General features: G+C 41.3%; 18 protein-coding genes and 1 tRNA gene. 7 read left to right on the forward strand and 12 right to left on the reverse strand.

Annotated elements, in window-relative coordinates; all coding sequences use genetic code 11:
* Positions 1-11: 11 nt before the first annotated feature.
* The gene (locus EVU92_RS00550) at positions 12-1250 is read left to right on the forward strand and encodes an MFS transporter (RefSeq protein WP_130049606.1); all 1239 of its coding nucleotides are present in this window, start codon (positions 12-14) and stop codon (positions 1248-1250) included.
* On the opposite strand, the gene EVU92_RS00555 is transcribed toward EVU92_RS00550, so the two are convergent.
* The 5 genes from EVU92_RS00555 to EVU92_RS00580 all read right to left on the reverse strand — a co-directional run bounded on the left by EVU92_RS00555 (position 1243) and on the right by EVU92_RS00580 (position 7205).
* Positions 1243-1653 carry a GFA family protein gene (locus tag EVU92_RS00555; RefSeq protein WP_130049607.1) on the reverse strand — a complete coding sequence of 137 codons (411 nt, stop codon included), beginning with the start codon at positions 1651-1653 and terminating at the stop codon, positions 1243-1245. The genes EVU92_RS00550 and EVU92_RS00555 overlap by 8 nt on opposite strands.
* A gap of 1 nt (position 1654) precedes the next feature.
* Positions 1655-2668: a fatty acid desaturase gene (locus tag EVU92_RS00560; RefSeq protein WP_130049608.1), complete on the reverse strand. Its 1014-nt coding sequence runs from the start codon at positions 2666-2668 to the stop codon at positions 1655-1657.
* A gap of 47 nt (positions 2669-2715) precedes the next feature.
* Positions 2716-4887, reverse strand: coding sequence for a GGDEF domain-containing phosphodiesterase (locus tag EVU92_RS00565; RefSeq protein ID WP_130049609.1), 2172 nt, complete (start codon positions 4885-4887; stop codon positions 2716-2718).
* Positions 4888-5291: 404 nt separating this feature from the next.
* A tRNA-Leu gene (locus EVU92_RS00575) sits at positions 5292-5376 on the reverse strand.
* A 176-nt stretch (positions 5377-5552) separates the two neighbouring features.
* Positions 5553-7205, reverse strand: coding sequence for an acyl-CoA dehydrogenase family protein (locus EVU92_RS00580; RefSeq protein WP_130049611.1), 1653 nt, complete (start codon positions 7203-7205; stop codon positions 5553-5555).
* 141 nt (positions 7206-7346) lie between these two features.
* Between EVU92_RS00580 and EVU92_RS00585 the strand changes: the two genes are divergently transcribed.
* Positions 7347-7847: an RDD family protein gene (locus EVU92_RS00585; RefSeq protein WP_130049612.1), complete on the forward strand. Its 501-nt coding sequence runs from the start codon at positions 7347-7349 to the stop codon at positions 7845-7847.
* Positions 7848-7922: 75 nt separating this feature from the next.
* Here EVU92_RS00585 and lptG read toward each other — a convergent pair whose 3' ends face one another.
* Positions 7923-8990: an LPS export ABC transporter permease LptG gene (lptG, locus tag EVU92_RS00590; protein ID WP_130049613.1), complete on the reverse strand. Its 1068-nt coding sequence runs from the start codon at positions 8988-8990 to the stop codon at positions 7923-7925.
* Positions 8987-10099, reverse strand: a complete 1113-nt coding sequence (gene lptF, locus EVU92_RS00595) for an LPS export ABC transporter permease LptF (RefSeq protein WP_130049614.1) — start codon at positions 10097-10099, stop codon at positions 8987-8989. The genes lptG and lptF overlap by 4 nt, the downstream gene beginning before the upstream one ends.
* 322 nt (positions 10100-10421) lie before the next feature.
* Between lptF and pepA the strand changes: the two genes are divergently transcribed.
* From pepA to EVU92_RS00610, 3 genes are all read left to right on the forward strand, one after another.
* Positions 10422-11936, forward strand: coding sequence for a leucyl aminopeptidase (gene pepA / locus EVU92_RS00600; RefSeq protein ID WP_130049615.1), 1515 nt, complete (start codon positions 10422-10424; stop codon positions 11934-11936).
* Positions 11937-12062: 126 nt separating this feature from the next.
* Positions 12063-12509 carry a DNA polymerase III subunit chi gene (locus EVU92_RS00605; RefSeq protein ID WP_130049616.1) on the forward strand — a complete coding sequence of 149 codons (447 nt, stop codon included), beginning with the start codon at positions 12063-12065 and terminating at the stop codon, positions 12507-12509.
* Between the two features lie 23 nt (positions 12510-12532).
* Entirely contained in the window at positions 12533-15388 is a 2856-nt protein-coding gene (locus EVU92_RS00610; protein WP_130049617.1) for a valine--tRNA ligase, read from the forward strand.
* Positions 15389-15502: 114 nt separating this feature from the next.
* On the opposite strand, the gene EVU92_RS00615 is transcribed toward EVU92_RS00610, so the two are convergent.
* Positions 15503-16780 carry an outer membrane protein transport protein gene (locus tag EVU92_RS00615; RefSeq protein ID WP_130049618.1) on the reverse strand — a complete coding sequence of 426 codons (1278 nt, stop codon included), beginning with the start codon at positions 16778-16780 and terminating at the stop codon, positions 15503-15505.
* A gap of 336 nt (positions 16781-17116) precedes the next feature.
* Here EVU92_RS00615 and EVU92_RS00620 point away from each other — a divergent pair, with 336 nt between their 5' ends.
* Positions 17117-17440 (forward strand): hypothetical protein, encoded by a 324-nt coding sequence (locus EVU92_RS00620; protein WP_130049619.1) that lies wholly within the window; start codon positions 17117-17119, stop codon positions 17438-17440.
* Here EVU92_RS00620 and EVU92_RS00625 read toward each other — a convergent pair.
* The 3 genes from EVU92_RS00625 to EVU92_RS00635 form a co-directional block, all read right to left on the reverse strand.
* Positions 17400-18617: an HD-GYP domain-containing protein gene (locus EVU92_RS00625; protein WP_130049620.1), complete on the reverse strand. Its 1218-nt coding sequence runs from the start codon at positions 18615-18617 to the stop codon at positions 17400-17402. The two genes, EVU92_RS00620 and EVU92_RS00625, sit on opposite strands and share 41 nt — an antisense overlap.
* Positions 18618-18820: 203 nt before the next feature.
* On the reverse strand, positions 18821-19156 hold the full coding sequence (gene rraB / locus EVU92_RS00630) for a ribonuclease E inhibitor RraB (protein ID WP_130049621.1): 336 nt from the start codon (positions 19154-19156) through the stop codon (positions 18821-18823).
* Positions 19156-19869, reverse strand: a complete 714-nt coding sequence (locus EVU92_RS00635; RefSeq protein WP_178926618.1) for a 1-acylglycerol-3-phosphate O-acyltransferase — start codon at positions 19867-19869, stop codon at positions 19156-19158. Before EVU92_RS00635 ends, rraB begins: the two co-directional genes overlap by 1 nt.
* A 272-nt stretch (positions 19870-20141) precedes the next feature.
* Here EVU92_RS00635 and EVU92_RS00640 point away from each other — a divergent pair, with 272 nt between their 5' ends.
* Complete coding sequence (locus EVU92_RS00640; protein ID WP_240701328.1) at positions 20142-22457, forward strand: M66 family metalloprotease; 2316 nt, start codon at positions 20142-20144, stop codon at positions 22455-22457.
* Positions 22458-22488: 31 nt separating this feature from the next.
* Here EVU92_RS00640 and parC read toward each other — a convergent pair whose 3' ends face one another.
* Positions 22489-24786, reverse strand: a complete 2298-nt coding sequence (gene parC, locus EVU92_RS00645) for a DNA topoisomerase IV subunit A (RefSeq protein ID WP_130049623.1) — start codon at positions 24784-24786, stop codon at positions 22489-22491.
* Between the last annotated feature and the right edge of the window lie 5 nt (positions 24787-24791).

Raw genomic sequence — 24791 nt, forward strand, 5'->3', positions numbered from 1 at the left:
AGTGTTTTGGTATGATAAAAGTACCTATAGCTATCTTTCCAAACAGCGTGTCATCTTCTCAAAACGTAATTCGTAACCTTCTATTAGTACTGGGCATTTTTCTAATTGCAGCCAGTTTACGTGCTCCTATCACTGGGATCGCACCTGTACTTGAACAAATCATTGAACAATTTCAGTTAAGCGCATCACAAGCCGGTATGTTGACTACTTTACCTTTAATCGCGTTTGCTATTGCCTCCCCCATGGCGGCGAGCCTTGCTAAAAAGTGCGGTCTTGAAGTATCGCTGTTCATTGCCCTTGTGCTTATAGGCGTAGGAGTCGTATCTCGCGTTATTGACTCAGCCACAGTGTTATTTATTGGCACTGCAGTGATTGGCGTCGGTATCGCGATTGGTAATGTGTTATTGCCAAGCCTGATAAAACGGGACTTTCCCCATAAAGTGGCTGTTATGACGTCTAGTTATGTTTTGGCAATGGGGATATTTGGCGGAAGTTATTCAGCAATAATCATTCCGCTGGCAGAATATAAAGAACTTGGCTGGCAATTAGCCCTCGCCAGTTATGCCCTATTAGTTGTACTGGCTACTGTTGTGTGGTTACCACAACTTAAGCAACATACCATGCCAAAAAAATCATCTGTGCCAAGTAGTACACAAAGCAAAATTTGGCACTCAGCACTTGCTTGGCAAATCACTTCACTGCTCGGCTTTAACTCATTTTTCACTTATATCATGCTAGGTTGGCTGCCCAGCATTTTAATAGAGGGTGGTCATAGTGCGCAGCATGCTGGTGCTTTACAAGGCGCCTTTCAAGTTGCCTCCGCCCTGCCAGGGATTGTGCTTATTCCGCTACTTGCCAAATTAAAAGATCAACGTATTTTAACTTTAAGCCTTGCGTTACTTGGGGCGCTTTGTTCACTTGGGTTATTAGTTGCACCTAGTTTCGCGATGTTTTGGTCAATCACTCTAGGTTTTTGTTCAGGCGCATGTTTTATTCTAGGTTTATCATTCGTAAGCCTGCGAACTCAAGACTCAATGCAAGCCGCAGCTTTGTCGGGCATGGCACAATGTATCGGATATTTATTGGCTGCAACCGGCCCTATTATTGCGGGTGCCTTACATAGTTATTTTAATAATTGGCAAGGAGCACTTTGGCTGTGTATTGCATCAAGTCTACTGTGTGCTTTGTTTGGTTATTTAAGTGGCCGAAATCTAACTATCGGCCAACAACAAAAAGGGGCAGCTAATTAGGTGCGGTTTCAAAGATACTCATATCACTTAGGTTATCGAGCCAAGGCTTATGTGAACGATACCAAATATGCGCTTTAGGGATAAGCTCATCAGCTTGCTCTACAGCGCCAATACGTAAGCCATAAATACGCTCACCTGCACCTACAGAAGTCGCGTACAAGGCTGTACCACAGTTACCACAAAAGCCTTGCGCACGCTGATTACCACTTTCGGCTATTTTTATATATTCTTTTGGCTCGGCACCTGTAAAGGTAACCCCATCTGGCACAGACACCACAACAGTGCGAAAAGGCGCACCCGAGATAATTTGGCAATCTGTACAGTGACAGTTAATCACTTTATTTTCATCAACTTCTGCATTGTAAGTTACCTCACCACAATGACAACGACCTGTTACCTTCATATTAAATTCCTTGTTGAGATGACTGCTCTTTTACAGGGTAGTGATTTGCATGTTTTAAGCTTTGTAAGTCATTAAAACGTACCCCATGCTGGGCCATAATAGGATGTATTTTTTTGCTGATCAATTGCCTAATGTAAAAGGGCTGATTCGGTACAAAATGGTGGATTGTGTGTGTGCGACCAAAATCAAAACAAAATAATTGAAACGGTAAAAACCAGCGACTGGTGATCACATGCGTTTGCTCTAGCAAATTATTTACACCACCATAATAATGCATTGAAGATGTCACCAAGTTAAGAGACGTTGAGCGAATGATATTAGGCACGATAAGTACCACCATTAAGAATTCAGCCCCAGTAAGTAACTCTACTCCCCAAGCGGGTAATGTAAATGGCTGCACAAATTGCAGAGCATAGTAAGCAATTAACCCATAAAGAGTCGCAAAATACGCTGTTGCAACAGGAAAGCCAGCATTAAAAACTCGTAAAAACTTAAAGCCACTAATTTCTTTATTAAATCGCTTGGTATTAATTAATAAACCTAGCAAGCCATCAGTGATAACCAACACCCTCAAAAATGGGGATTTTATGCCATTGCCCACTAAGCGCTCCTCTAAATCTTGAGAGGTGCCGGATACTTTATGGTGATGTAAGTGAATTTTTCTGCGATACCAAGGGTTAACCGTATTTGGCCGCATTAACCACACGGTTAGCATCATCAGGTTATGTGTAAAAGGACGATTACTAAAATACTGCTTATGGATCAGATCATGTTCAAGTTCATGCGATATCGAGGTAATAAAAGCAGCCAAAATGATACACAGCCATGCAGGAATAATAGCTAAATAATAGAGTGTCGCAACGCCGAATAGTGAACATAACGACACGAGTAGAATAGCCATAGCAATTGTATTTTGCTGATTAAGTATAGGATAAAGCGATCTTAGCGACTGCTCTTCAGCCTTAATAGCTGAAACTATCGTCTTTATATTTTGTTTCGCAGTTGATTTTGACATAGTAAGCTTTTACTAGCAGGTTGATATCAAAATCATACCGTAATTACCTACTGCGCTCGAGGAAATTGCGTTAAAAATGGCAGTATATCGCTTGCTGGCAATGGCTTTGAAAAGTAATAGCCTTGGATATAGTCACAGCCAGCTTCTGTTAGTACAGCCAATTGTTCGCGTTCTTCAACCCCTTCAGCAACAACTTTAATACCCAGAACACGACTCATTTGAATAATTGATTTGACCAGCGCTTCGTCACCTGAATCAACATGTACTTCGTCTATAAAAGACTTATCTAGCTTAAGTACATCGACAGGAAAACGGCGTAAGTAGCTAAGAGACGAATAACCCGTACCAAAATCATCTAATGAAATTAAACACCCTGCTTGCTTCAACTGCCTTAACACATCTAGATGATTGGTGTTTTCTGGAGCTAAAACACTTTCGGTTAATTCAAATGAAATTTGGGATGGTTTAACCCCTTGGCTTTTAATAACCTCAAGCCATGTATTACGCTCAGGGTTATACTCAGTAAACTCAAATAAAGAACGGTTTACGTTAAAAACAACGTTTTCATAACCTTTTGCTTCTAACTCTTTTACTTGCTGACAAGTTTTAGTCAACACGAGTTCACCGAGTGGAATAATCACCCGAGACTCTTCAGCCAAAGGAATAAACTCAGCAGGTGATAGCCATTGGCCTTGATTATTCCAGCGTACTAAACTTTCGAATTTAGCAACTGTGTTATTTTCAATATCGATAATAGGTTGAAAATACACTTCAATATCATTGTTTTTCACAGCTTGGGTAAGCTGTTCTACTAACAAATTGTGTTTTTTGACCTTGTTATCCATCTCTTTACAGAAAAACAGGTACTCATCACCTGTTTGCTTGGCATTTAAGGTGGCAAGTTCAGCTTGGCGTATTAAACGACGGGCAACCTTTTCAATTTTATAATTTGAAGTAGCCGTTTCAGTTTGCTCAAATTGACTCATTCCCAGCGTAACTGAAACCTGCTGACTAATTCCACCAATCGAAAAAGGTTCAACAAGTAACGCGGTAATTTGTTTGCAAACATGCTCAAGTTCACTAACGTGCTGATAAGTTTGTAAGATGGCAAAGCTATCACCATCAATACGCGAAAAAGCACACTCTTTAAAACTGCCATTAAGCCGTTTTGACAGCTCGCATAGTACCTTATCGCCAAACGTTAAGCCGTAGACTGTGTTGATGTCTTGAAACTTATCAACATCGAAGTAGATCACTGCTAAGTTAGTATTCGCATCATCTTGGTAAGACAAAGACGATATTAGCTTGCATAAATACTCTTTAAAGTAAAAACGATTGGTTAAACCGGTGAGTTGGTCATGGTTTGCGTGAAAATAGATTTTCTGTTCAGCTTCTTTTTTCTCGGTGATATCCAAAATAAACGCAACATAGCAATCTTCACCATTATTTTGCATTTTGGTAATAGATAAAAATTGCGTATACAGCTTACCTTGTTTGGTTTTATTCGTTATTTCACCAGACCACTTACCCTCTGTATTAATTTGATGCCACATCGCTTTGTAAAAATGTGGATCATACTTGTTTGAGCTTAAAATTTTTGGGTTTTGCCCTAATACTTCACTCAGCGAGTAACCGGTCATTTCAGTAAATGCCGTATTTGCATAAGTAATATGTACATTATGGTCGCAAATAAAAATCGCTTCGTGGCTTTGCTCGATAAGTTGATTTGCAAAATCAAGTTTAGCAATAAAGCGGTCTTTTTCGATTTCTCGCTGAATAAGACCTGTAAATAACGAGAAGAAAGACTCTATTTGCATCGCATCGTTTATTTCATGCTGAAATAGTGCGACAAGAATAGTATCTGTTTTGCCAGATATACTTTGTAAAGGCACACCCACATAGGCTTCTATGCCCATATCAACAAGTAACTGATCGTTAGGGAATAGCTGCTGAACTCCAGAGCTGTAACTTGAGATACTACCACACCTTACATCGTTGCATGGCGTACAGCGGATATCGTAGCTGATGTTTTCTACAATTTCGTCATGCTCAGCCAAAGCGATGGTTGTCGCATGCAAAGTCGACTCATCAACTTGAGCTAAAAAAACATGAGAAGCACCAAGCACTTCCGATAAAGACAGGCATATTGCATTATAAAAGTTTTCACTTTTTAAATTTGAAATACTTTCAACTATACGCTTTAAGTCGTATGTACCCACGCTAAGTTACCTTACCCGATATTGTGCACTAAGTGATTGACCTCACTTATAGTTTAGAAAACAAATTGTATTATAAGACGCATGCAAACACCATCGTACTCTAGTCTTAAACGGTTACTTTCCAAGCAAATAAGCACACATTTTTCATGGTTATTTGTAGATCAAACATAGTTTGAACTTGGTCGGTTATAAATAGAACAAAAGTTGCTTTAATAGTGGTGGAGTTGGTACTTAAATTTGAGTTATAAGCTCTGGGTACTAGGCGATAGGCGATAGGCGATCACTCGGCTGATAGCTGATAGCTGATAGCTGATAGCTGATAGCTGATAGCTGATAGCTGATAGCTGATAGCTGATAGCTTTCAGGCATAAAAAAACCCTAACCAATTGGCTAGGGTTAAAAAGTGGTACCAGTAGGCGGACTTGAACCGCCACGCCCGAAGGCAACGGATTTTGAATCCGTCATGTCTACCAATTCCATCATACTGGCTTCATTTTTCTTTAACCTTCTAAACACGAGAAGATAAAGAAAAACCACTTTAGAGCAAAAGCTTTTTAAACTGCTTTTGTCTCTATGCCAAGCATTATACAAAGAATAGGTAAGGCAGCAAGCGTTTTATGCGGTGCCACTACTCAACCGCACAATAATTAAACAAGTTGTTAACTTTAGAGTTTTGGCATCATTCGTGAAACAATAGCCTGACAATCGATGTCATGACTAAGACAGCCGTACTGGCTAAAACTCACTTCATTTAGACGACTCTTCACAAACGCGTCTGCAATAAGTGGCTCGCCAAATTGTAATAGCGTTGATGCTTGCCAAAGTAGCGCAAGCCTTTCAATTATGCGTCGAGCATGCATTTCGAGATTCGCGGCATCAGTGAGCATTCGTTGTAGTTCATCTAACTTTGTCGCGTAGTCGAGGCTCAAACTGCGTGCCTTTTCAAGCTCATTCATAAGCACCTTCAGAGATTCAGGCTCACGATTAAATACACGCAAAAGATCAAGGCACTGAACATTACCAGAACCTTCCCAAATTGAGTTAACAGGTGCTTCTTTATAAAGTCGACTGATAATGTTGTCTTGCACATAACCCACGCCCCCAATACATTCCATAGCCTCATAGGTCTGCTGCACCGCACGCTTACAGATCCAGTATTTACCTATTGCAGTGGCACTGCGTACTAATGCAACTTCATTGCTATTACCTTGATTATCAAGAGCATGTGCAATACGCATGGAAATAGCAAGTGCAGCTTCAGCCTCGATAGCTAAATCTGCCAGTACATTAAGCATTAGTGGCTGCTGGTGCAGGTTTTTACCAAATACACTTCGCCCTGAAGTGTGCCATATCGCTTCTTTCACAGCTTGCAACATCAACGAACTTGAACCAAGCATACAATCATAACGAGTCAAAGCGACCATTTGAATAATAGTTGCAATGCCTCGCCCTGGCTCTCCTAGCAACCAGCCATGCGCGCCTCTGAACTCTATTTCAGAGCTCGCATTCGATTGATTACCTAACTTATTTTTTAAACGCTGAATATACATGGCATTTTTCTCACCAGTTTCGAGCCAACGCGGCACTAAGAAGCAGGATAATTGGTTTTCATCAGTGTTAGCGAGTACTAAAAATGCGTCACTCATGGGCGCTGAGCAAAACCATTTGTGCCCAGTTAAAGCATATAATTGCCCTGCGCCACTTTCATTAATAGCTGCGGCTTTAGTGGTATTGGCTCGAACATCAGAGCCGCCTTGTTTTTCGGTCATCGCCATACCTATAGTGACACCCTTTTTTTCAGACCAAGGCTTATTATCTGGGTCGTAATGATTTGCCATTATTTTAGGTAGCCACATAGCTGCGATATTTTCTTGGCTGGCAATAGCTGGCACACTGGCAAAAGTCATGGTTAATGGACAGCCGGAGCCCGGATCTGCATGATTGTGCAGCACTGCCATCACAGCTCTTACAACATGACTCCCGGCTTTTTGTTGTTGCCAAGGCAATGCGCAGTGACCTTGCTCTATGGCATGCTGCATCAGCTCATGATAGCTTGGATGATAGTCAACTTGGTCTATGCGTTCGCCAAACCGACTGTGAGTCGTTAATTCTGGTAAGTGTTTGTTTGCTAAAAAACCAGCTTGCAGTAATACGCCACCCACTTGCTCCCCAAACGCAGCTAAATGCACAGTTCCCCACTGCCCTGCAAAACGGTTTTGCCAATACTGTAATACGGTATCAGCCTCGTAGGCATTGTAGTTTTCAAGTGGTTTGGGTTGATTAAATACCTGATGGGTTTCGCTTTGAGAAACGGCCATAATTGTGTGCTCATTTTTTATTATTTTCTCAACTATAGCAGGTCAGACCTGTTTGTCGACTTGCTAAACGGCCGTTAAGTATTTCTTGTTTGCGAAGGACTTTGCTAAACTACTGCGCAATTTAATTGGATGAGATTGTTTATGTCAGCTGAGTTTCCACGTGCCGGTTTCTGGCGCCGCTTTGCCTCTTTAATCTACGATACCTTGGTTATCATTGCCTTTGCGATGCTGACTACCGTACTGTATTTATTAGCTGTTCAAGGGCTAATTTCTTTAGACTTACTAAGCATTGGTGACGCTGAGGATGTATCTGCTTTCATTCAAAACTCGCCATTACTGTATGGCATTCGAAGTGCATTATTGGTAATAGTGAGTATTAGTTTCTTTAGCTACTTTTGGGCTAAGAGTGGCCAAACAATTGGTATGCGGGCATGGCGTTTAAAGGTGCAAACCCTCGATGGTCAATTAATTAGCTGGCAACAAGGTGCACTTAGAGCCATTACTGCGCTATTAGGTTTAGGTAATTTAGTGGTGTTGGTCGATTTTAAAAATAAGCGCGCATTGCAAGATTACATCGCAAAAACTGAAGTGATCACCCTCACCAAAGAAGAAAATAAACGTATTTATCGCTCACTTGATTAAGTGATTAAGCAACACATCAAGTACAAAAAAAGCGTGGCAACAAACCACGCTTTTTTTGTGCATTTTAAACGAGCATTACACTCGTTTATTCAATAGATAAGTAGCAAACCCTATAAACAGTAAGCTTGGTAACACAGCACCAACCACAGCTGGAATTTGATAAACCATCACCACAGGACCAAAAATTTCATTGGTTAAGTGGAAAGTAATACCTGTTATTACACCCATGATGATACGTGCACCCATGGTTACTGTGCGAAGCGGGCCGAATATAAACGATAAGGCAACTAACAACATAACGGCTATAGATACCGGTTGCATAACCTTACGCCATAAAGCTAACTCATAAGTGCTGGTGTCTTGCTCATTTTGCTGCAAATAACCTAAATATGACCAAAGCCCAGTAAACGAAAGCGCCTCGGGCTTCACTGATACAACTCCTAACTTTTCAGCGGTCAGCTGCGAGTCGTAAAACTCTTCCTTGTGCTGTTCAGTACTGATCTGCTCAGGTGTGATCACCACCTTATTCACATCACGAAGTAACCAGCCATCTTTACGATTTAATGCCTCTTCAGCCTTTGTGATCTGAGTAAGTTGCAACGACTTATCAAAGTGATACATATGCACGCCACGTAACGTACCTTGCTGGTCGACATCTTCGATATTAATAAAATTGCTGCCATCTTTTGCCCACACACCTTGCTTGGCATTAAAAACATCACCACCATAAATTGCTTGATTGCGTATTTCTTTTGCCTTGAGCTGTGCTTCAGGGGCGCCCCATTCACCAAGCGCCATCATACAAATCGCCATAAACATAGCGGTTTTCATAACTGAAGTAATAATTTGCAGACGTGACATACCCGCGGCTTGCATTACCACCAACTCACTGTTGGATGCTAAAGCGCCAAGACCGGTCAATCCGCCAATCAGTGCAGCCATAGGAAAGAAAATAACCAAATCACCCGGCATGCTGTATATGGTGTAGATCAGCGCGGTTGCAATATCATAGCTACCACGACCAACCGATTTTAACTGCTCAATAAACTTAATCAGGGTACTAATACCCACCAGTACCATTAAAGCAAAACCGGTTGTTTGAATAATGCTGCGGCCTAAATACCAGTCGAGAGTTTTCATCATATGCTTAGCTCCCGCTTAGTCACAATTGACCTTAACCATGCGCCGAGCGGACGACCTTTAATAATCAAGAAACCACCAATAAACAAAGCTGATAAATGGATCCACCACAAGCCAATTGAAGGTGGGATTTTGCCATCTTCAACTGCAAATTTAGCGGCATTCAGTAAAATGAAATACCCTAAATACAAGCTGATTGCGGGCACCAATTTAGCGAATTTACCTTGGCGCGGATTCACCACACTTAGCGGTACTGCTAATAAGGTTAATAATGGAATTGAAAGCGGGATAGCTAAACGCCACTGCCACTGTGCAATGGCTTCAGAGGTTTTCATTTTGAATAAATCAAGCGTTGAAATAGCTTCTAACTTACGGCGCTGATGTTCAATTTCTTGATCTTGAATTTGCACACTGTAACCATCGAACTCTGTTAAGTTTAACGCAGCAGACTCGCCATCTGTTTCGTAGCGCTTACCATCGTTAAGAACAAGTTGCTGTTCACCGTTTTCTTGCTCAATCACCACACCACGTTCTGCATACACCAAACGTGCTAAGTCACCTTTTTCACGATCGGGTAGCTGAGCAACAAATACTTTGTGTAGCTCTTTTCCGCTATTTTCGATGTTGTGAATAAAAACCACCGCTTTTTCGTTTCCAGTTTGCTGAAAACGCCCTGCACGAAGTGCCGATAAGCCAGCATCCGCTTTTGCTTGCTCTTTTAATTGATATTCTTGTTCACTGGCCCATGGCGCAACATAAAGTGTCAGCGCCCCAGCTAAAACAGCCATCGCAGTACTTGAGATAAGTGTGACACGAACCACATACCACTCACTAACACCGCAGGCTTTGAAAACAGTCATTTCGCTGTCAGCATAAATGCGACTGTACGCCAAAATAATACCCAAGAAGATACTCAAAGGCAGTATAAGAGAAGCTAGTTGAGGAAGTTTTAGTGCAATCATCGAAAGCACAAGTTTAGCTGGAAGACCCCCTTCAGAGGCGTCTCCTAAGATAACGACAAACTTTTGAGACACAAAAATAGTCATCAAAGTTAAAAATACGGCGACCTGCGACTTGAAGACTTCAGTGGTCAAATAACGAAAAATTAGCAATGCTCGCCCCTGTTAAACATCGAGTTTCACTGGAATAGTAAGGAATTTTGAGTAAACTAGTTATTTTACTCACTTTATTATATGCCATCAAAGTTAAATATCATACCTAGCAAGAACATATAATCTTGCATAAATGGTGCAGATGGCGTCTATTATGTGATATTGATATTCACATTAAGATAAAGTTCAAAAACACATAAATAGAGTCATAGTTTATGTACTAAGATTAGTGCTATTAAACTAAAAAATGTAAGAAAGGACTCGAAAAAGAATTTCTTACCCTTATAAACTAAGGTTATACGACTCAATATCAGGAGTAACAATGGAATTTAGCGTAAAAAGTGGTAGTCCAGAAAAGCAACGTAGCGCATGTATTGTAGTAGGCGTTTATGAGCCACGTCGTTTATCCCCCATTGGTGAACAATTAGATAAAATCAGTGACGGTTATATCTCAAATTTGCTACGCCGCGGTGACCTTGAAGGTAAACCAGGCCAAGTATTGCTATTACATCATGTACCAAATGTACTGAGTGAGCGTGTGTTGTTAGTCGGTTGTGGTAAAGAGCGTGAGCTTGATGACAAACAATATAAACAAATCATCTCAAAAACGATTAACACGCTAAACGAAACCGGTTCAATGGAAGCAGTATGCTTTTTAACAGAGCAACACGTTAAAAGCCGCGACACCTACTGGAAAGTGCGCCAAGCAGTTGAAACAACTCAAGACTGCTTATACACCTTCAACCAACTGAAAAGCAAAAAGAGCGATCCGCGTCGCCCACTTCGTAAAATTGTTTTCAACGTGCCAACACGCCGCGAGTTAACAATTGGCGAAAGCGCCATTGAGCATGGCTTAGCAATCGCTGCAGGTAGCAAATTATGTAAAGACGTTGCCAACATGCCACCAAATATCTGTAACCCTGCGTATTTAGGAGAACAAGCACAAGAGCTTGCTAATAACTTCGATAATGTAAGCGTTGATATTATTGGTGAAGAAAAAATGGCTGAGCTTGGCATGAATTCATACTTAGCGGTAGGTCGTGGTAGTGCTAATGAATCAGTTATGTCAGTAATCAACTATCAAGGTGGCGACAAAGACCAATCACCTATCGTATTAGTAGGTAAAGGCTTAACCTTTGACTCTGGCGGTATTTCAATCAAGCCTGGCGAAGCCATGGACGAAATGAAATACGATATGGGTGGTGCAGCGGGTGTTATTGGTACTATGCGCGCATTGGTACAAATGCAGTTACCTATCAACGTTGTCGGTGTTTTAGCCGGTTGTGAAAACATGCCAGGGTCAAATGCTTATCGTCCTGGTGATATTTTAACAACGATGTCAGGTCAAACAGTTGAAGTGTTAAACACTGATGCTGAAGGTCGTTTAGTGCTGTGTGATGCCCTAACTTATGTTGAGCGTTTCGAACCAGATACTGTTGTCGACGTAGCAACACTTACGGGTGCGTGTATTATTGCTCTGGGTTCACATGCAACGGGCTTACTATCTAACCATAACCCACTTGCCCATGACCTACTTAAAGCGTCTGAGCAAAGTGGCGACCGCGCATGGCAGCTTCCGCTATGGGATGACTATCAAGAGCAACTTGAAAGCCCATTCGCTGATTTTACCAACTTAGGTGGTCGTGCTGCAGGTACGATTACAGCAGCATGCTTCTTATCTAAATTCACCAAAAAATACAACTGGGCGCATTTAGATATCGCAGGTACAGCATGGCGCAGCGGCGGTAAAAACAAAGGTGCAACTGGTCGTCCGGTTCCTATGTTAACCCAGTATTTGTTAAACCGTGCGGGCATAAGTGAAGCAAGTCACGATTAAGCCTTGTCGAAAGCTTAAAACTAACCCTAAATAAGGCGCCAAATGGCGCCTTATTAATTGAAGCAATTCGCGTTCTATGTCAAAATCCCTGCTTTGATCTGTGTATCTGTGGGGACGAAAGTCACTATGAATATGAACGCACAATTTTACGTTCTAAAACAAGATGATAGTGTCCACCAAACGGCAGACGCTGTTTTCGATCTTGCAGCCAAAATTGCTGCAGATCAGTATCGTCTAGGTCATCGCGTATTTATTTACGCCGATAACACCGACACGGCCCACACAATCGACGACATTATTTGGTCATTTGAACCAGATAGTTTCGTACCTCACAACTTACAAGGTGAAGGCCCTAAAGGTGGCGCTCCGGTTGAGATTGGTATGACTCCACCTGTCGGCAACAGAAAAATATTAATCAACTTAGCTGAACACCTACCGGATTTTATCCGTCGTTTTCAGCAGGTTTATGATTTCGTACCCGTTGAGCCAAATGCTAAACAAGCCGCCCGTGAGCGGTTTAAAAAGCTTCGCCAACTGGGCGCCCATATTGCAACGCAAGAAATTGACATTTAAGCATTTATTTAAGGTTCTGTGTAATGGATAAAACCTATAATCCGCAAGATATTGAACAGTCTTTATACCAAGGCTGGGAAGAAAATGGCTACTTTAAACCGTCTGGCCAAGGTGACGCATACTCAATTATGATCCCGCCACCAAACGTCACGGGTAGCTTACACATGGGCCACGCGTTCCAAGATACCATCATGGATACGCTAACGCGCTTAAAGCGTATGCAAGGCAACAACACATTATGGCAAGTAGGTACTGACCACGCGGGTATCGCAACACAAATGCTTGTTGAGCGTAAGCTTGCTGCTGAAGAAGGTAAAACACGTCACGACTTAGGCCGTGATGCATTTATCGATAAAATCTGGGAATGGAAAAACCACTCAGGCGGCACGATCACTAAACAATTACGTCGTTTAGGCGCTTCTGTAGATTGGGACCGTGAGCGTTTCACTATGGACGAAGGCCTTTCTGAAGCAGTTAAAGAAGTATTTGTACGTCTTCACAAAGAAGATTTAATTTACCGTGGTAAGCGCCTAGTTAACTGGGATCCTAAACTACACACAGCGATTTCTGATCTTGAAGTTGAAAACAAAGACAAACAAGGTCACATGTGGAACCTACGTTACCCACTTGCTGATGGCGTAAAAACCAAAGATGGTAAAGACTACATCATTGTTGCGACAACACGTCCTGAAACAATGCTAGGTGATTCAGGTGTTGCTGTTAACCCTGATGATGAGCGTTACCAAGACCTAATCGGAAAAGAAATTTTACTACCTATCGTAAACCGTCGTATTCCAATTGTTGCCGATGAGCATGCAGACATGGAAAAAGGCACAGGTTGTGTGAAAATCACGCCTGCCCACGACTTTAACGATAACGAAGTGGGTAAACGTCACCAGCTACCAATGATCAACATCTTCAATAAAGATGCTGCTGTATTAAGCGAAGGCGAAAGCTACACATTCGACGGTAAAGAGCTTGAGTTAGATGCGCCAATTCCAGAGCGTTTACACGGCCTTGACCGCTTTGATGCTCGCAAAGCAATCGTTGCTGAATTTGAAGAACTTGGCCTACTAGAAAAAATCGAAGATCACAGCCTAACGGTACCTTACGGTGACCGTTCTGGCGTAGTAATTGAGCCACTTCTTACAGACCAATGGTATGTTCGCGTAGCACCTCTAGCAGAGCCTGCGAAAGAAGCAGTTAAAAATGGCGATATTAAATTTGTACCTCAACAATACGAGAACATGTACTTTTCGTGGATGAACGACGTACAAGATTGGTGTATTTCACGTCAGCTTTGGTGGGGTCACCGCATTCCTGCTTGGTACGACAACGAAGGTAACGTATACGTTGGTCGTGACGAAGCTGAAGTACGCCGCGATAACAACCTTGCTGATGATGTTGCCCTTAAACAAGACGAAGACGTTTTAGATACTTGGTTCTCATCTGCGCTTTGGACTTTCTCAACGCAAGGCTGGCCGGCAAACACTGATGATTTAAAAACTTTCCACCCGTCTGACGTATTGGTAACAGGTTTCGACATCATCTTCTTCTGGGTTGCTCGTATGATCATGATGACCATGCACTTCATCAAAGATGAAGACGGCAAGCCACAAGTACCATTTAAAACCGTTTACGTAACTGGCCTTATCCGTGATGAAAACGGCGATAAGATGTCTAAGTCGAAAGGTAACGTACTTGATCCTATCGATATGATTGACGGTATCGACCTTGAAAGCCTGGTTGAAAAGCGCACTGGTAACATGATGCAGCCACAACTAGCCAAGAAGATTGAGAAAAATACCCGTAAAACATTCGAAAATGGTATTGAAGCACACGGTACAGACGCACTGCGTTTCACCCTTGCGGCAATGGCTTCAACGGGTCGTGATATCAACTGGGATATGAATCGTCTTGAAGGTTACCGTAACTTCTGTAACAAACTATGGAACGCGAGCCGTTACGTATTAATGAATACAGAAGAGCAAGACTGTGGCTTCGCTACGGATGCTGAAAAACAGTACTCACTAGCTGATCGTTGGATTTTAGGCCAATTTGAAGCAACTGTTAAAACCTATACTGAGCATCTAGAAAACTACCGTTTTGATCTAGCAGCAAACACCATTTATGAGTTCACGTGGAACCAATTCTGTGACTGGTACCTAGAGCTTACTAAACCAGTATTGTTTAAAGGTAACGAAGCACAACAACGTGGTACTCGTCATACCTTAATCACAGTATTAGAAAGCCTACTACGCTTGATGCACCCGTTAATGCCTTACATCACTGAAACGATTTGGCAACGTGTTGCGCCACTTGCAGGTATCGAAACTGCCAACACTAGCATCATGGTTCAAGGTTTCCCTCTTTACAATGAAGCAAATGTTGATAGCCAAGCGATGGCTGACCTAGAGTGGGTTAAGCAATTCATTCTTGCTATTCGTAACATCCGTGGTGAAATGGATATCAGCCCAAGTAAGCCTCTATCTGTATTGCTTGCTAACGCGTCTGATGAAGACAAGCGCCGCTTAACGGAAAACGAAGCATTCTTAGCTTCTCTTGCTAAGCTTGAGGAGTTCACGCTACTTGATAACAAAGACGATGCACCAGCGTGTGCAACTTCGTATGTTGGCAACCTTGAGATCATGATCCCAATGGCTGGCTTAATCGATGTTGAAGCTGAACTTGCTCGTATCGCGAAGCAGCTTGAAAAAGCAGAAAAAGGCTTAGCACAAGTTCAAAACAAGTTAGCTAACGAGAAGTTCGTAAATAACGCACCAGAAGCAGTGCTTGCTAAAGAGCATGCTAAACTGGCTGAATTTACAGATGCGAAAGACAAACTATTAGCGCAAAAAGCGAAAATCGAAAGTCTATAACTTACAAGTAATTAAGCGTGATATAAAATCACGCTTACAAAAAAGCCGCGCTATGACATTGTTATAGCGCGGCTTTTTAATGCTCTGTAGCAGCGACTTTACGTCGCGTCACAATTAAAATTTGTAGTTGTACTGAGCACCAACTAGTACTGCGTGACCTTTTGATTCATATTCCCATGAAACATCTTGGCCTAAAGAAGCCGCTAAGCTGTCTTTTTCTGAGAAGTTCTGTGTTTTACCACGAAGGATACTTACACCTAAATCAACATTTGAGTTTTCACTAAATGCGTAGTTACCACCAAATGAGAACCAAAAACGATCTGTATCAGGGATAGAGATTGAAAGGTGTGATTGGTCTGCTGGCGACTCATCGTAGGCAATACCTGCACGAAGTAAAAGTGCATCGCTGTATTGGTAGTCAGTACCAATAGAGTAACGCATTGAATCAGAGAAGTTCTCTGCTTTAGAGAATACTGGCGTTTCTTGGCTTGGTGTATAAGCTTCTAACTTTTGGAAGCTGTCCCAACCAGTCCATAAGATGCTGTAATGTACACCAAGCTTCTTATCAATTTGGTGTGAACCTGAGAACTCAGCAATTGCTGGTAAAGTTAATTTTAACTCACCAGGTACTACAGTACCCGCTAAGCCGCCAACAGCTGCTGGAAGTTGGTTTGAGTACTCACCTTCAAAGTCGATATCAGTTTCGCTACGGTAGTTAAAACCAAAACGACTGTTTTCGTCTAACTGATACATTGCACCAATATTCCAACCAAAGCCGTAGTCGTCACCTTCAAGGTGAGCGATTTGCGTGCTAGCTGGTAAACCAAACGGGTTAGTACCTGCATTACGAACAACTTTAGCATCTGCATAAACATAGTTTAAGCCAAGGCCTAGACTGAACTGTTCATTAATTTTGTATGAAGCGCTTGCATTCATGTTAATTGTAACGATTTCAGTTTCACCTGCGATAGAACCCGCTGCGTAATCGTCTTTAAATTCAGTTGAAAGACCGAAGTTTGAAAAAGCACCAAAGCCTAAAGACACTTTGTCGTTTAAAGGCATAGTGAAGTATCCTGCAGGTATAAATGCAGATGGAGCGATACTATCATCATCGATAGAGCTTTTATCTAAGCCGTACGCAGCACTTTCACCTTTTAAGCTTACATCTGGAATTACCGCAATACCTGCAACTGAAATTTGCTTGTCTTTGAATAAAGACATAAGTGCAGGGTTACGAGCAACAACAGACGCGTCATCAGCAACAGCTGCTTCACCAGCGTATGCACGACCTAAACCTGATACGTTTTGCTCAGCTAATTGGAAAGCTGCAGCAAAGCTGTCAGCAGAAACAACAGCAAGTGATGCTGCAATAAGTGTTTTAGTGAACTTCATAAATCTGTGTCCTCTTGCAAACTTGTGCGAAAGCTAATCCAACAACGAGGGCAACCTATTAGTTAAGCATAAAAGATTAGCGCTGTATGTTGGTATTAGATGTTTTATTCTAATAATTACAAACTTTCGAACATTACCTTAATTAAGATCAAAAAACTGTAATTTTTCGTTAGAATTAGGTAAAAAACCGACATTTTAACAACAAGATAACAACTTATTAAAACTCATCAGAGGTCTGATTACAAAAACACCAAGTGATAGTAGTTATCATTTGCATTGACATCTATTTCACGTCCTATTAGACTAAAAATAAAGGTTTTTCTGTAGAGCTTGAGTATGGAAATCGCATTGATTATTGCAGCACTGATGTTATGCGGTGTCAGCGTTCATTATTTTTGTAAAGCAAACTATTGCGCTTGTACTAAAGCAGGTGATTGCGATAACCCAGTTAATCACTATTGGCTAGGTGCTATGCTGAGTGCTGTTTTATCGCTTCTATTCTGTTGCGTGGCCTTACATGTGGAAAAAGGCTCTTTGCTTTGGTTGGTATTAATGACAAGTTGTTTTAGTGGTGCATTTATATCAGCAAAACGCAGCGCCAAAAAACGCTGTATTAAGTCTAAACAAGCAGATGCTCTTTTAACAAACGAGCCAAATTAAGCTGATAATCTAATGGTTTGATGCTAGCCATAATTTTTAGTTCTTTTTCTACGCTTAGATCGACATCTTTAGCTGTAATATGGTGCTTGTGCTTAGCATTATAGAAAACCTTTATCTTTGGCTTAATAGGATTTTCGTGGTTACCTTCCATAACTAGCGCTAAGCGCTCATTGTTTAACTTAACGATTGTGCCAACTGGATGCACACCCAAGCATTTAATAAAACGTTGTACTAATTCAGAATCAAACAATTGTTTATTAGCAAGTAAATAACGCAGAGCTGAGATTGGCTCTTCACCCATTTGATGAGGTCTATCTGCAGTCATCGCATCATAAACATCAACAATGGCCATCATTCGTGCTGCGCGACTAAGCTTTTCAGCAGCAATACCACGTGGGTAACCTGTACCATCTAAACGCTCATGGTGATTTACTATCATATCGAGCATTAATGGTGTAATGCCCTTTTCACCTTTTACTAAGCCAAGGCTCTGTGCCACATGCTTTTTAACAACTTGCATTTCATTGTCATTCAAAGCGCTTGGTTTAGATAGTACACCTTGTGGCATTTTCGCTTGACCGATATCGTGCATCAATGCACCCATTGCCAGCTCTTTAATTGTCTTTTCTTTGTAGCCTAAATACTTGGCAAACACACTCACCAAAATCGCGGTGTTGATCATGTGCCGCCAGTTATAAATATGCTTATCTTTGAGGCGAGTTAAAATAGTTAATGCATTGTGATTACGAAATACCGAGCTGACTATATCAACGGCGATATCATCAAGCACCGATACATTCATTTTCAAACCCGATGTAATATCAGAGTAGAAACTTTGCAGTTTTCGGCTATGTTGTTCGTAATGCACGCTGGCTTTTAGAAACTCTTGTTGAACCGTGATCCCTTGCGGTGAGCCATTAGCTGCAGACTTTTGTTCAACTTTCGGTTTAGCCGGTTCAGGTTTTGGTTGGTATTTTTTAGGCAGTGCAACATCGCTTTGTGTAAAGTCGATGAGTAGCTCTTCAACCCCTTCAGAGATCAGGCGTTGAATAATTGTTTTATCACGCACTAAACCACGTGTTTTGATCTTAATACTATTTACATGCTCTTGTTGCTTACTGACACTGTCAACAAACATCCCTGGTACAAGTTCGGCAATGGGTAAGGTAATAAGCATATGTGAGCTTAGCGCATAAAAACATCGAGTTTTTTATTATCGCTAATTGCTTACAAATGTCTATAGATTGGGTAGCGAATACGAAATAGGTATGAGTTAGAAAGGAGAAAGTTAGAAAGTTTCTAGGGGAAAGTTAGAAAGTAGCAACTCGCTAACTTTATCCCTGAAAGCTGACGGCTGATAGCTGACAGCTCTCTAGCTGTTTATTCCTGAAAGTAAGTGCCCCAGCCGTCGTATTCAACACCTGTTTGCTGAGCAAGTGCTTCTAGCTTATCGACATCTTCCATAATAGCTTCTACGTCAAGCTCACACTCAACAACCACGTCAAAGCTCCATACTTTCTCGCCGTCTTCTAGCTCAAGTTCAGCTGGCTCTTCAACATCGTATCCTAGTTTAAAAGCGGCTAAAGCAGCTTGCTCTAACTTTTCAAAATTTTCGCTAACAAAGTGGTGTTCCACTTCATAAAGTACTTCAGGATCTGAGCCATCTTCAAGTAATGAAGTAACGATGTCTTCAGTAATTCCGCGCCAATTTTCCATTATTTGTTTCTCACTTGAGCATCTAATTCAGTTATTTTAGCAGCCATAATCTGATGAACATGTGAAGCATGGTCACGAGCAGATACGTCTTTATCAAGATAAATCGGCGCTAACATTTCGAGGTAAATTGTACCATTATCCCAGCGATTTAGCTTAATAGTTTTGTGCGTTGTACTCATACAAACTGGCACAACGGGCACATCAGCACTCATTGCTGTGTGAAATGCCCCTGTTTTAAAAGGTAATAAACCACGACCATAGCTTCGTGTGCCCTCAGGAAACATCCAAACAGATAGACCTTTTTGTTTTATTTTCTCAGCTGATTTAGAAATTGTGCCTGCGGCTTTTGAACGATTTGCACGGTCAATCAATATGTTACCCGATAACCAATACAGCTGACCAAAAAACGGGATCCATTTAAGGCTTTTTTTACCTAGGCTTACGCAGTTCTCTGGCACCATGGCAGGTAAAGTGAATAGGTCATAGTTATTTTGATGATTTGCCACATACACAGCAGGGCCTATATTTTTTGGATCATCGTGGTATTTAAGCTCAAGTTTTACACCTAAAATTTTAGCTACCTTGCAAAACCAACCTGAAATAATATGTACATTATTGGTATGAAATGGCTTAACAATACATAAGAGCAAACCAAACACACAGCTTAAAATTATAAATAAAGCCATGAAAATGATGCGAAAAAAAGCTAACAAACGAATTCTCCTCGTACTAAACAGCGCGCATTATAACGTGAAAAGTGCCATAGCCATAGCTTTAAGCGCACATGTGTAAGCCTAAGCAATATATCATCATTTCACTACAAATAATGAGCATAAAAACGACAAACAAACGTGAGAGGCCTCTTTGTATTTACAGATTTTTCTCAAAAAAAATTATGAAGCCTCTTAAAGAGTAATGGCTTTTAAAATGCTAACTTTTTCATACCCCTACCCTATTTATAAACTACAAAAAACGGTAAGTGCTAATGAAAAAAACTCCTATAGTCATAGCGTTACTTGGCTCATTTGCATTGTGTCACTCCTTTAATGCATCGGCCTTACAGACCAATACATTTAATCAAAACGAGTTTCATAGTGACACAACAGGAAACTTCCCAGCCACGGTCCTTTTTGCACAAAACTCAATTACGCCATCACAAAATGGGGTTGAAGACGACATTCAACCTCACTTGGTAGCCGAACGAAGAACGATGATCATGTTTAAGCCACATGATAAATTGAATAATGATGCAAAAATTATATTAAGCGTACTTGATCACAATAATAGCCTGCTTTACCAAACATATATGCGCTCGCCAGAAAACTTCACTAAACCTTTTGGGTTTGAAGATAGTGCCAACCCAATTAGTTATAGTGAAGACACATTTTCAACTATAGTCCCCGCATCTGTTGTTAAACCAAATATGCGCCTCTCTTTCCAGTTTGAAGAGAAACAAGGAGAGCTGAAGAACGTTACTGTAGGTGGAAGCTCAAACTTAATCATTAACACAATAGATATTGGTTTACTTACGCCTTATCGTGACAAATTCACATTTCAAAATGATCCAGACTTACATCGACAGTATTTCCAACAAGTCCCGCTCAGTAAATTAACAGTTAATAAGTTCGAGCCGATTCACCTTACTGAAGTAATGTTGCCAAATGGTAACTTACTTACCGACTCAGATCCGAGTAAAGGGGGGGTTTATAGCGGTGATATGCGTCATCAAATCGCAAAGAACTTATTTTCCCACGGTATTAATAACGCTAACTATGGAATTAACGCTTCAGGAATGTCTGGTCCCACTTCACATCCATTCAGTAGTGCACAATTAACCGCTCATAATGCTATCGGTAAATATAGTAATGGTATTTTTGTTCATGGTTTATCCGGAGGGGCTGGAATGGTCACCTTGCGCCGCTCTGAAGGAAATGAGTTTAGCCATGAACTTGGCCATAATTATGGTATGGGACACTACCCTGGTGGTGTAGATGGTGTGTTGCATCGTCCTGCGGATGAACGTAACTCAACCTGGGGTTGGGATGCGGATTTAGATAAATTTATACCTAACTTTTCATCTATAGTAACTTACAAAGACCGTTGCTATAAGGAAACGTGTATTGCGTCTTTTAATGGCCACCAATATGGTAAAGGATCAATGTCTGGTGGTGGGCCAATGTATTACGAATTCAATAAATATACGTTACACACTCCATATGAGCTAAATCGTATTCAGCGTTTTTTTGAAAGCAAAGCTAATTTTTCTCCAAGTTCAATGACAGGTTTCACAAAATGGAATCCTGTTAGTAAAAAAATGGAACCGTGGAGTAATATTGTAGTAGATACAAATACGAAGAGTAATTTGCAAAGAACACCTTACAAGCAAGATGTTGCCATTACGACTCTGATTGGCTTTTATGATCCCAACAAGCAACTTTCAAGCTTTATCTATCCTGCGCTTCATGGCTCATCTGGTGCGGTGTATAAAGATAACTTTGCAAAGTCTAGCTGCCAATTAATTGTGGTCACTGAAAAAGCAGGTACAAAAACTTTTAATTTGCCTGAGAATCGATTAAATACAGATAAAATGAATAAGTTTCATATCAATATCGAACAGTCTGCCAATCCTGTTTTTGCTTCGATTCACTGTGGTTCAAATATCTTAGCAGCTAAAAATTTAAAACCCGCAAAACAAAATTTAGCAACCTCGATAGTCAGTACATTCGACAAGCCAAAAGCCTGTATTGTTAATATCGAAACAAATGAGGAGTTTTGTCTTGAGGATGGGCAAAAAGTAAGTTCTTTACCTGCATTTGTGCACAAGAAGCCAATTTATGTGAGAGCACCACAAGGTTTGCAAGTCATGTTATCTGATTACACTAATTTGTCTTATAACCGTATAGCTACGTTCAATGGAACTGTTGAACATGAAAAACTTAAAAAAGTACTTGCTAAAAATGGCCATTACCTTGACTTTTCTAAGCCAAGATCAATGCGCGTTTTTAGTTCAAAAGAAGCCTTAGGTTGTATTGTGAGCTTAATAGATCAAAGTGAGTACTGCCTCAGTGCAAATGAACGCTCTGGTTACAAACTACCTTCTTTTATTTATAAACACCCAGTTTATATAAAAGCAGCCCCCGGTGTAGCCGTTGTATTATCAGATTGGCCGAACCTCTCTTATCGACGAACAGCTCAATTTACCGGGCATACAAGTCATCAGGAATTAATGGAAGTAAAAGCTGATAATGGTCATTATCTTAACTTTTCTAAGCCGGCATCAATGAAAGTTATAGCGAATTGATGAAAAAATAAGGCCCTTTCGGGCCTTATTTTTATTCTGTTACTTCTGAAGTTGGCTCTTCATTATCATCAACTTGTGTAAATTCAATAACAGCTTCATCTACCCGTTGTAGACCACGCGGTAACTTGTTACCTCGCCTACCCCGTTCGCCATGGTAATGCTCAAGATCACTTGGTTTAAGTGTCAGTTTTCGCTTTCCTGCATGTAAGGTTACACTACTGCCTTCTGGTACAACCGCGAGCACTTTTACGAACTCTTCACGAGCTTGTACTTTCGCACTAGGAATAGAAATAATCTTATTTCCTTTACCCTTACTAAGCTTAGGTAGATCGCGCAGTGGGAATAACAACATTCGGCCTTCGTTAGAAATAGCCATACAGTAATCTGTCGCTACATCAGTAACTCTAATTGGCGCGAGTAATTCACCGCCTTTAGGTACGCTAACCAGCGCTTTACCGTTTTTGTTCTTACTCACAAGATCTTTAAAGTCGCTAATAAAGCCGTAACCCGCATCTGAAGCCATTAACAACACTTGGTTATCTTCTGCCATCACCACATGCTCAAAGTTAGCGCCAGAGCTTAAATTAAAACGCCCAGTCATAGGCTCACCTTGGCTTCGTGCTGAAGGTAAGCTATGCGCATCAGTCGCAAAAGCACGACCACTTGAGTCAAGGAACACTGCTGGCTGATTACTCTTACCTCGCGCAGAGGCTTTATAGCTGTCGCCTGATTTATAACTTAGTCCTTCAACATCTAAATCATGACCTTTACCGACACGAGCCCAGCCTTTTTCAGATAATACAACGGTGACTGACTCTGAAGGGATAAGATCTTTTTCACTAAGAGCTTTAGCTTCGACACGCTCAACGACTGGAGAGCGACGTTCATCACCGTACATTTCAGCCGCTTCTTGGATTTCTTTTTTCATCAAGGTCGACATACGACGCTCTGAACCAAGAGTTTGCTCTAACTTGTCACGCTCAAGCGCAAGCTCATCTTGCTCACCTTTTATCTTGAACTCTTCAAGTTTTGCTAAATGACGTAGTTTTAACTCTAAAATCGCTTCCGCTTGAATATCAGTTAAACCAAAACGCTCCATTAAAACAGGCTTTGGTTTATCTTCAGTACGGATAATTTCGATGACTTCATCAATGTTTAAAAAGGCCGTTAATAAACCTTCTAAAATATGTAAGCGTGCGAGTACTTTATCTAAACGGTGTTGTAAGCGACGGCGAACTGTTTCGCGGCGGAACGTTAACCACTCTGTTAAGATACTACGTAAATCTTTAACTTGCGGACGACCATCAAGGCCAAGCATGTTTAGGTTTACACGGTAGTTTTTTTCTAAATCTGTGGTTGCAAATAAGTGAGCCATTAATGGCTCAGCTTTAATGCGGTTTGAGCGTGGAACAATTACAATACGGGTTGGATTTTCGTGATCAGATTCGTCACGTAAATCCGCAACCATCGGCAGCTTTTTAGCATTCATTTGAGCTGCTATTTGCTCGAGCACTTTTGCACCTGAACACTGGTGAGGCAGCGCAGTGATCACAATGTCGCCTTGCTCTTCAGTGTAAATTGCACGCATCTTGATAGAGCCACGTCCAGTTTGATAAATCTTACGAATATCGTCTTTCGGTGTGATGATCTCAGCTTCTGTTGGGTAGTCAGGCGCATGCACTAACTCAAGCAACTCTTCGATTTCAGTCTTTGGCTTATCAAGTAATAAACAACAAGCACTGGCAACTTCACGAACATTATGTGGGGGTATATCAGTTGCCATACCCACCGCAATACCGGTTACACCATTAAGTAAGATATGTGGTAAACGCGCAGGCAATACCATTGGCTCATCGAGTGTGCCGTCAAAGTTTGCGGTCCAATCTACGGTGCCTTGACCAAGCTCTTTTAGTAGAACTTCTGAGAACTTAGATAAACGCGCTTCGGTGTAACGCATTGCAGCAAATGACTTAGGATCATCCGCAGCCCCCCAGTTACCTTGACCATCCACCAGCGGGTAGCGATAAGAAAACGGCTGTGCCATTAACACCATCGCTTCGTAACAAGCACTATCACCATGCGGGTGGTATTTACCTAGTACATCACCCACGGTACGCGCTGATTTTTTATATTTTGCTTGCGCCGATAACCCCAGTTCGCTCATTGCATAAATGATACGACGCTGTACAGGTTTTAGACCGTCACCTACGTGAGGTAAAGCACGGTCCATAATGACGTACATTGAGTAGTTTAAGTAGGCGTCTTCAGTAAAGCGCCCCATTGTTTGCTGTTCTACGCCTTGCATCAGCAAGGTATCTGTATCACTCATTAACG

The organism is Pseudoalteromonas sp. MEBiC 03485, assembly GCF_004195145.1.
GTDB classification, from domain to species: domain Bacteria; phylum Pseudomonadota; class Gammaproteobacteria; order Enterobacterales; family Alteromonadaceae; genus Pseudoalteromonas; species Pseudoalteromonas apostichopi.

Coding starts and splice junctions, on each gene's coding strand:
- rraB (WP_130049621.1), bottom strand. CDS start 19,156: ATGGAAAATTGGCGCGGAATTACTGAAGACATCGTTACTTCATTACTT.
- parC (WP_130049623.1), bottom strand. CDS start 24,786: ATGAGTGATACAGATACCTTGCTGATGCAAGGCGTAGAACAGCAAACA.
- EVU92_RS00550 (WP_130049606.1), top strand. CDS start 12: ATGATAAAAGTACCTATAGCTATCTTTCCAAACAGCGTGTCATCTTCT.
- lptG (WP_130049613.1), bottom strand. CDS start 8,990: ATGATGAAAACTCTCGACTGGTATTTAGGCCGCAGCATTATTCAAACA.
- EVU92_RS00555 (WP_130049607.1), bottom strand. CDS start 1,653: ATGAAGGTAACAGGTCGTTGTCATTGTGGTGAGGTAACTTACAATGCA.
- EVU92_RS00605 (WP_130049616.1), top strand. CDS start 12,063: ATGAATATGAACGCACAATTTTACGTTCTAAAACAAGATGATAGTGTC.
- pepA (WP_130049615.1), top strand. CDS start 10,422: ATGGAATTTAGCGTAAAAAGTGGTAGTCCAGAAAAGCAACGTAGCGCA.
- EVU92_RS00610 (WP_130049617.1), top strand. CDS start 12,533: ATGGATAAAACCTATAATCCGCAAGATATTGAACAGTCTTTATACCAA.
- EVU92_RS00560 (WP_130049608.1), bottom strand. CDS start 2,668: ATGTCAAAATCAACTGCGAAACAAAATATAAAGACGATAGTTTCAGCT.
- EVU92_RS00625 (WP_130049620.1), bottom strand. CDS start 18,617: ATGCTTATTACCTTACCCATTGCCGAACTTGTACCAGGGATGTTTGTT.
- EVU92_RS00615 (WP_130049618.1), bottom strand. CDS start 16,780: ATGAAGTTCACTAAAACACTTATTGCAGCATCACTTGCTGTTGTTTCT.
- EVU92_RS00580 (WP_130049611.1), bottom strand. CDS start 7,205: ATGGCCGTTTCTCAAAGCGAAACCCATCAGGTATTTAATCAACCCAAA.
- EVU92_RS00640 (WP_240701328.1), top strand. CDS start 20,142: ATGAAAAAAACTCCTATAGTCATAGCGTTACTTGGCTCATTTGCATTG.
- EVU92_RS00620 (WP_130049619.1), top strand. CDS start 17,117: ATGGAAATCGCATTGATTATTGCAGCACTGATGTTATGCGGTGTCAGC.
- EVU92_RS00585 (WP_130049612.1), top strand. CDS start 7,347: ATGTCAGCTGAGTTTCCACGTGCCGGTTTCTGGCGCCGCTTTGCCTCT.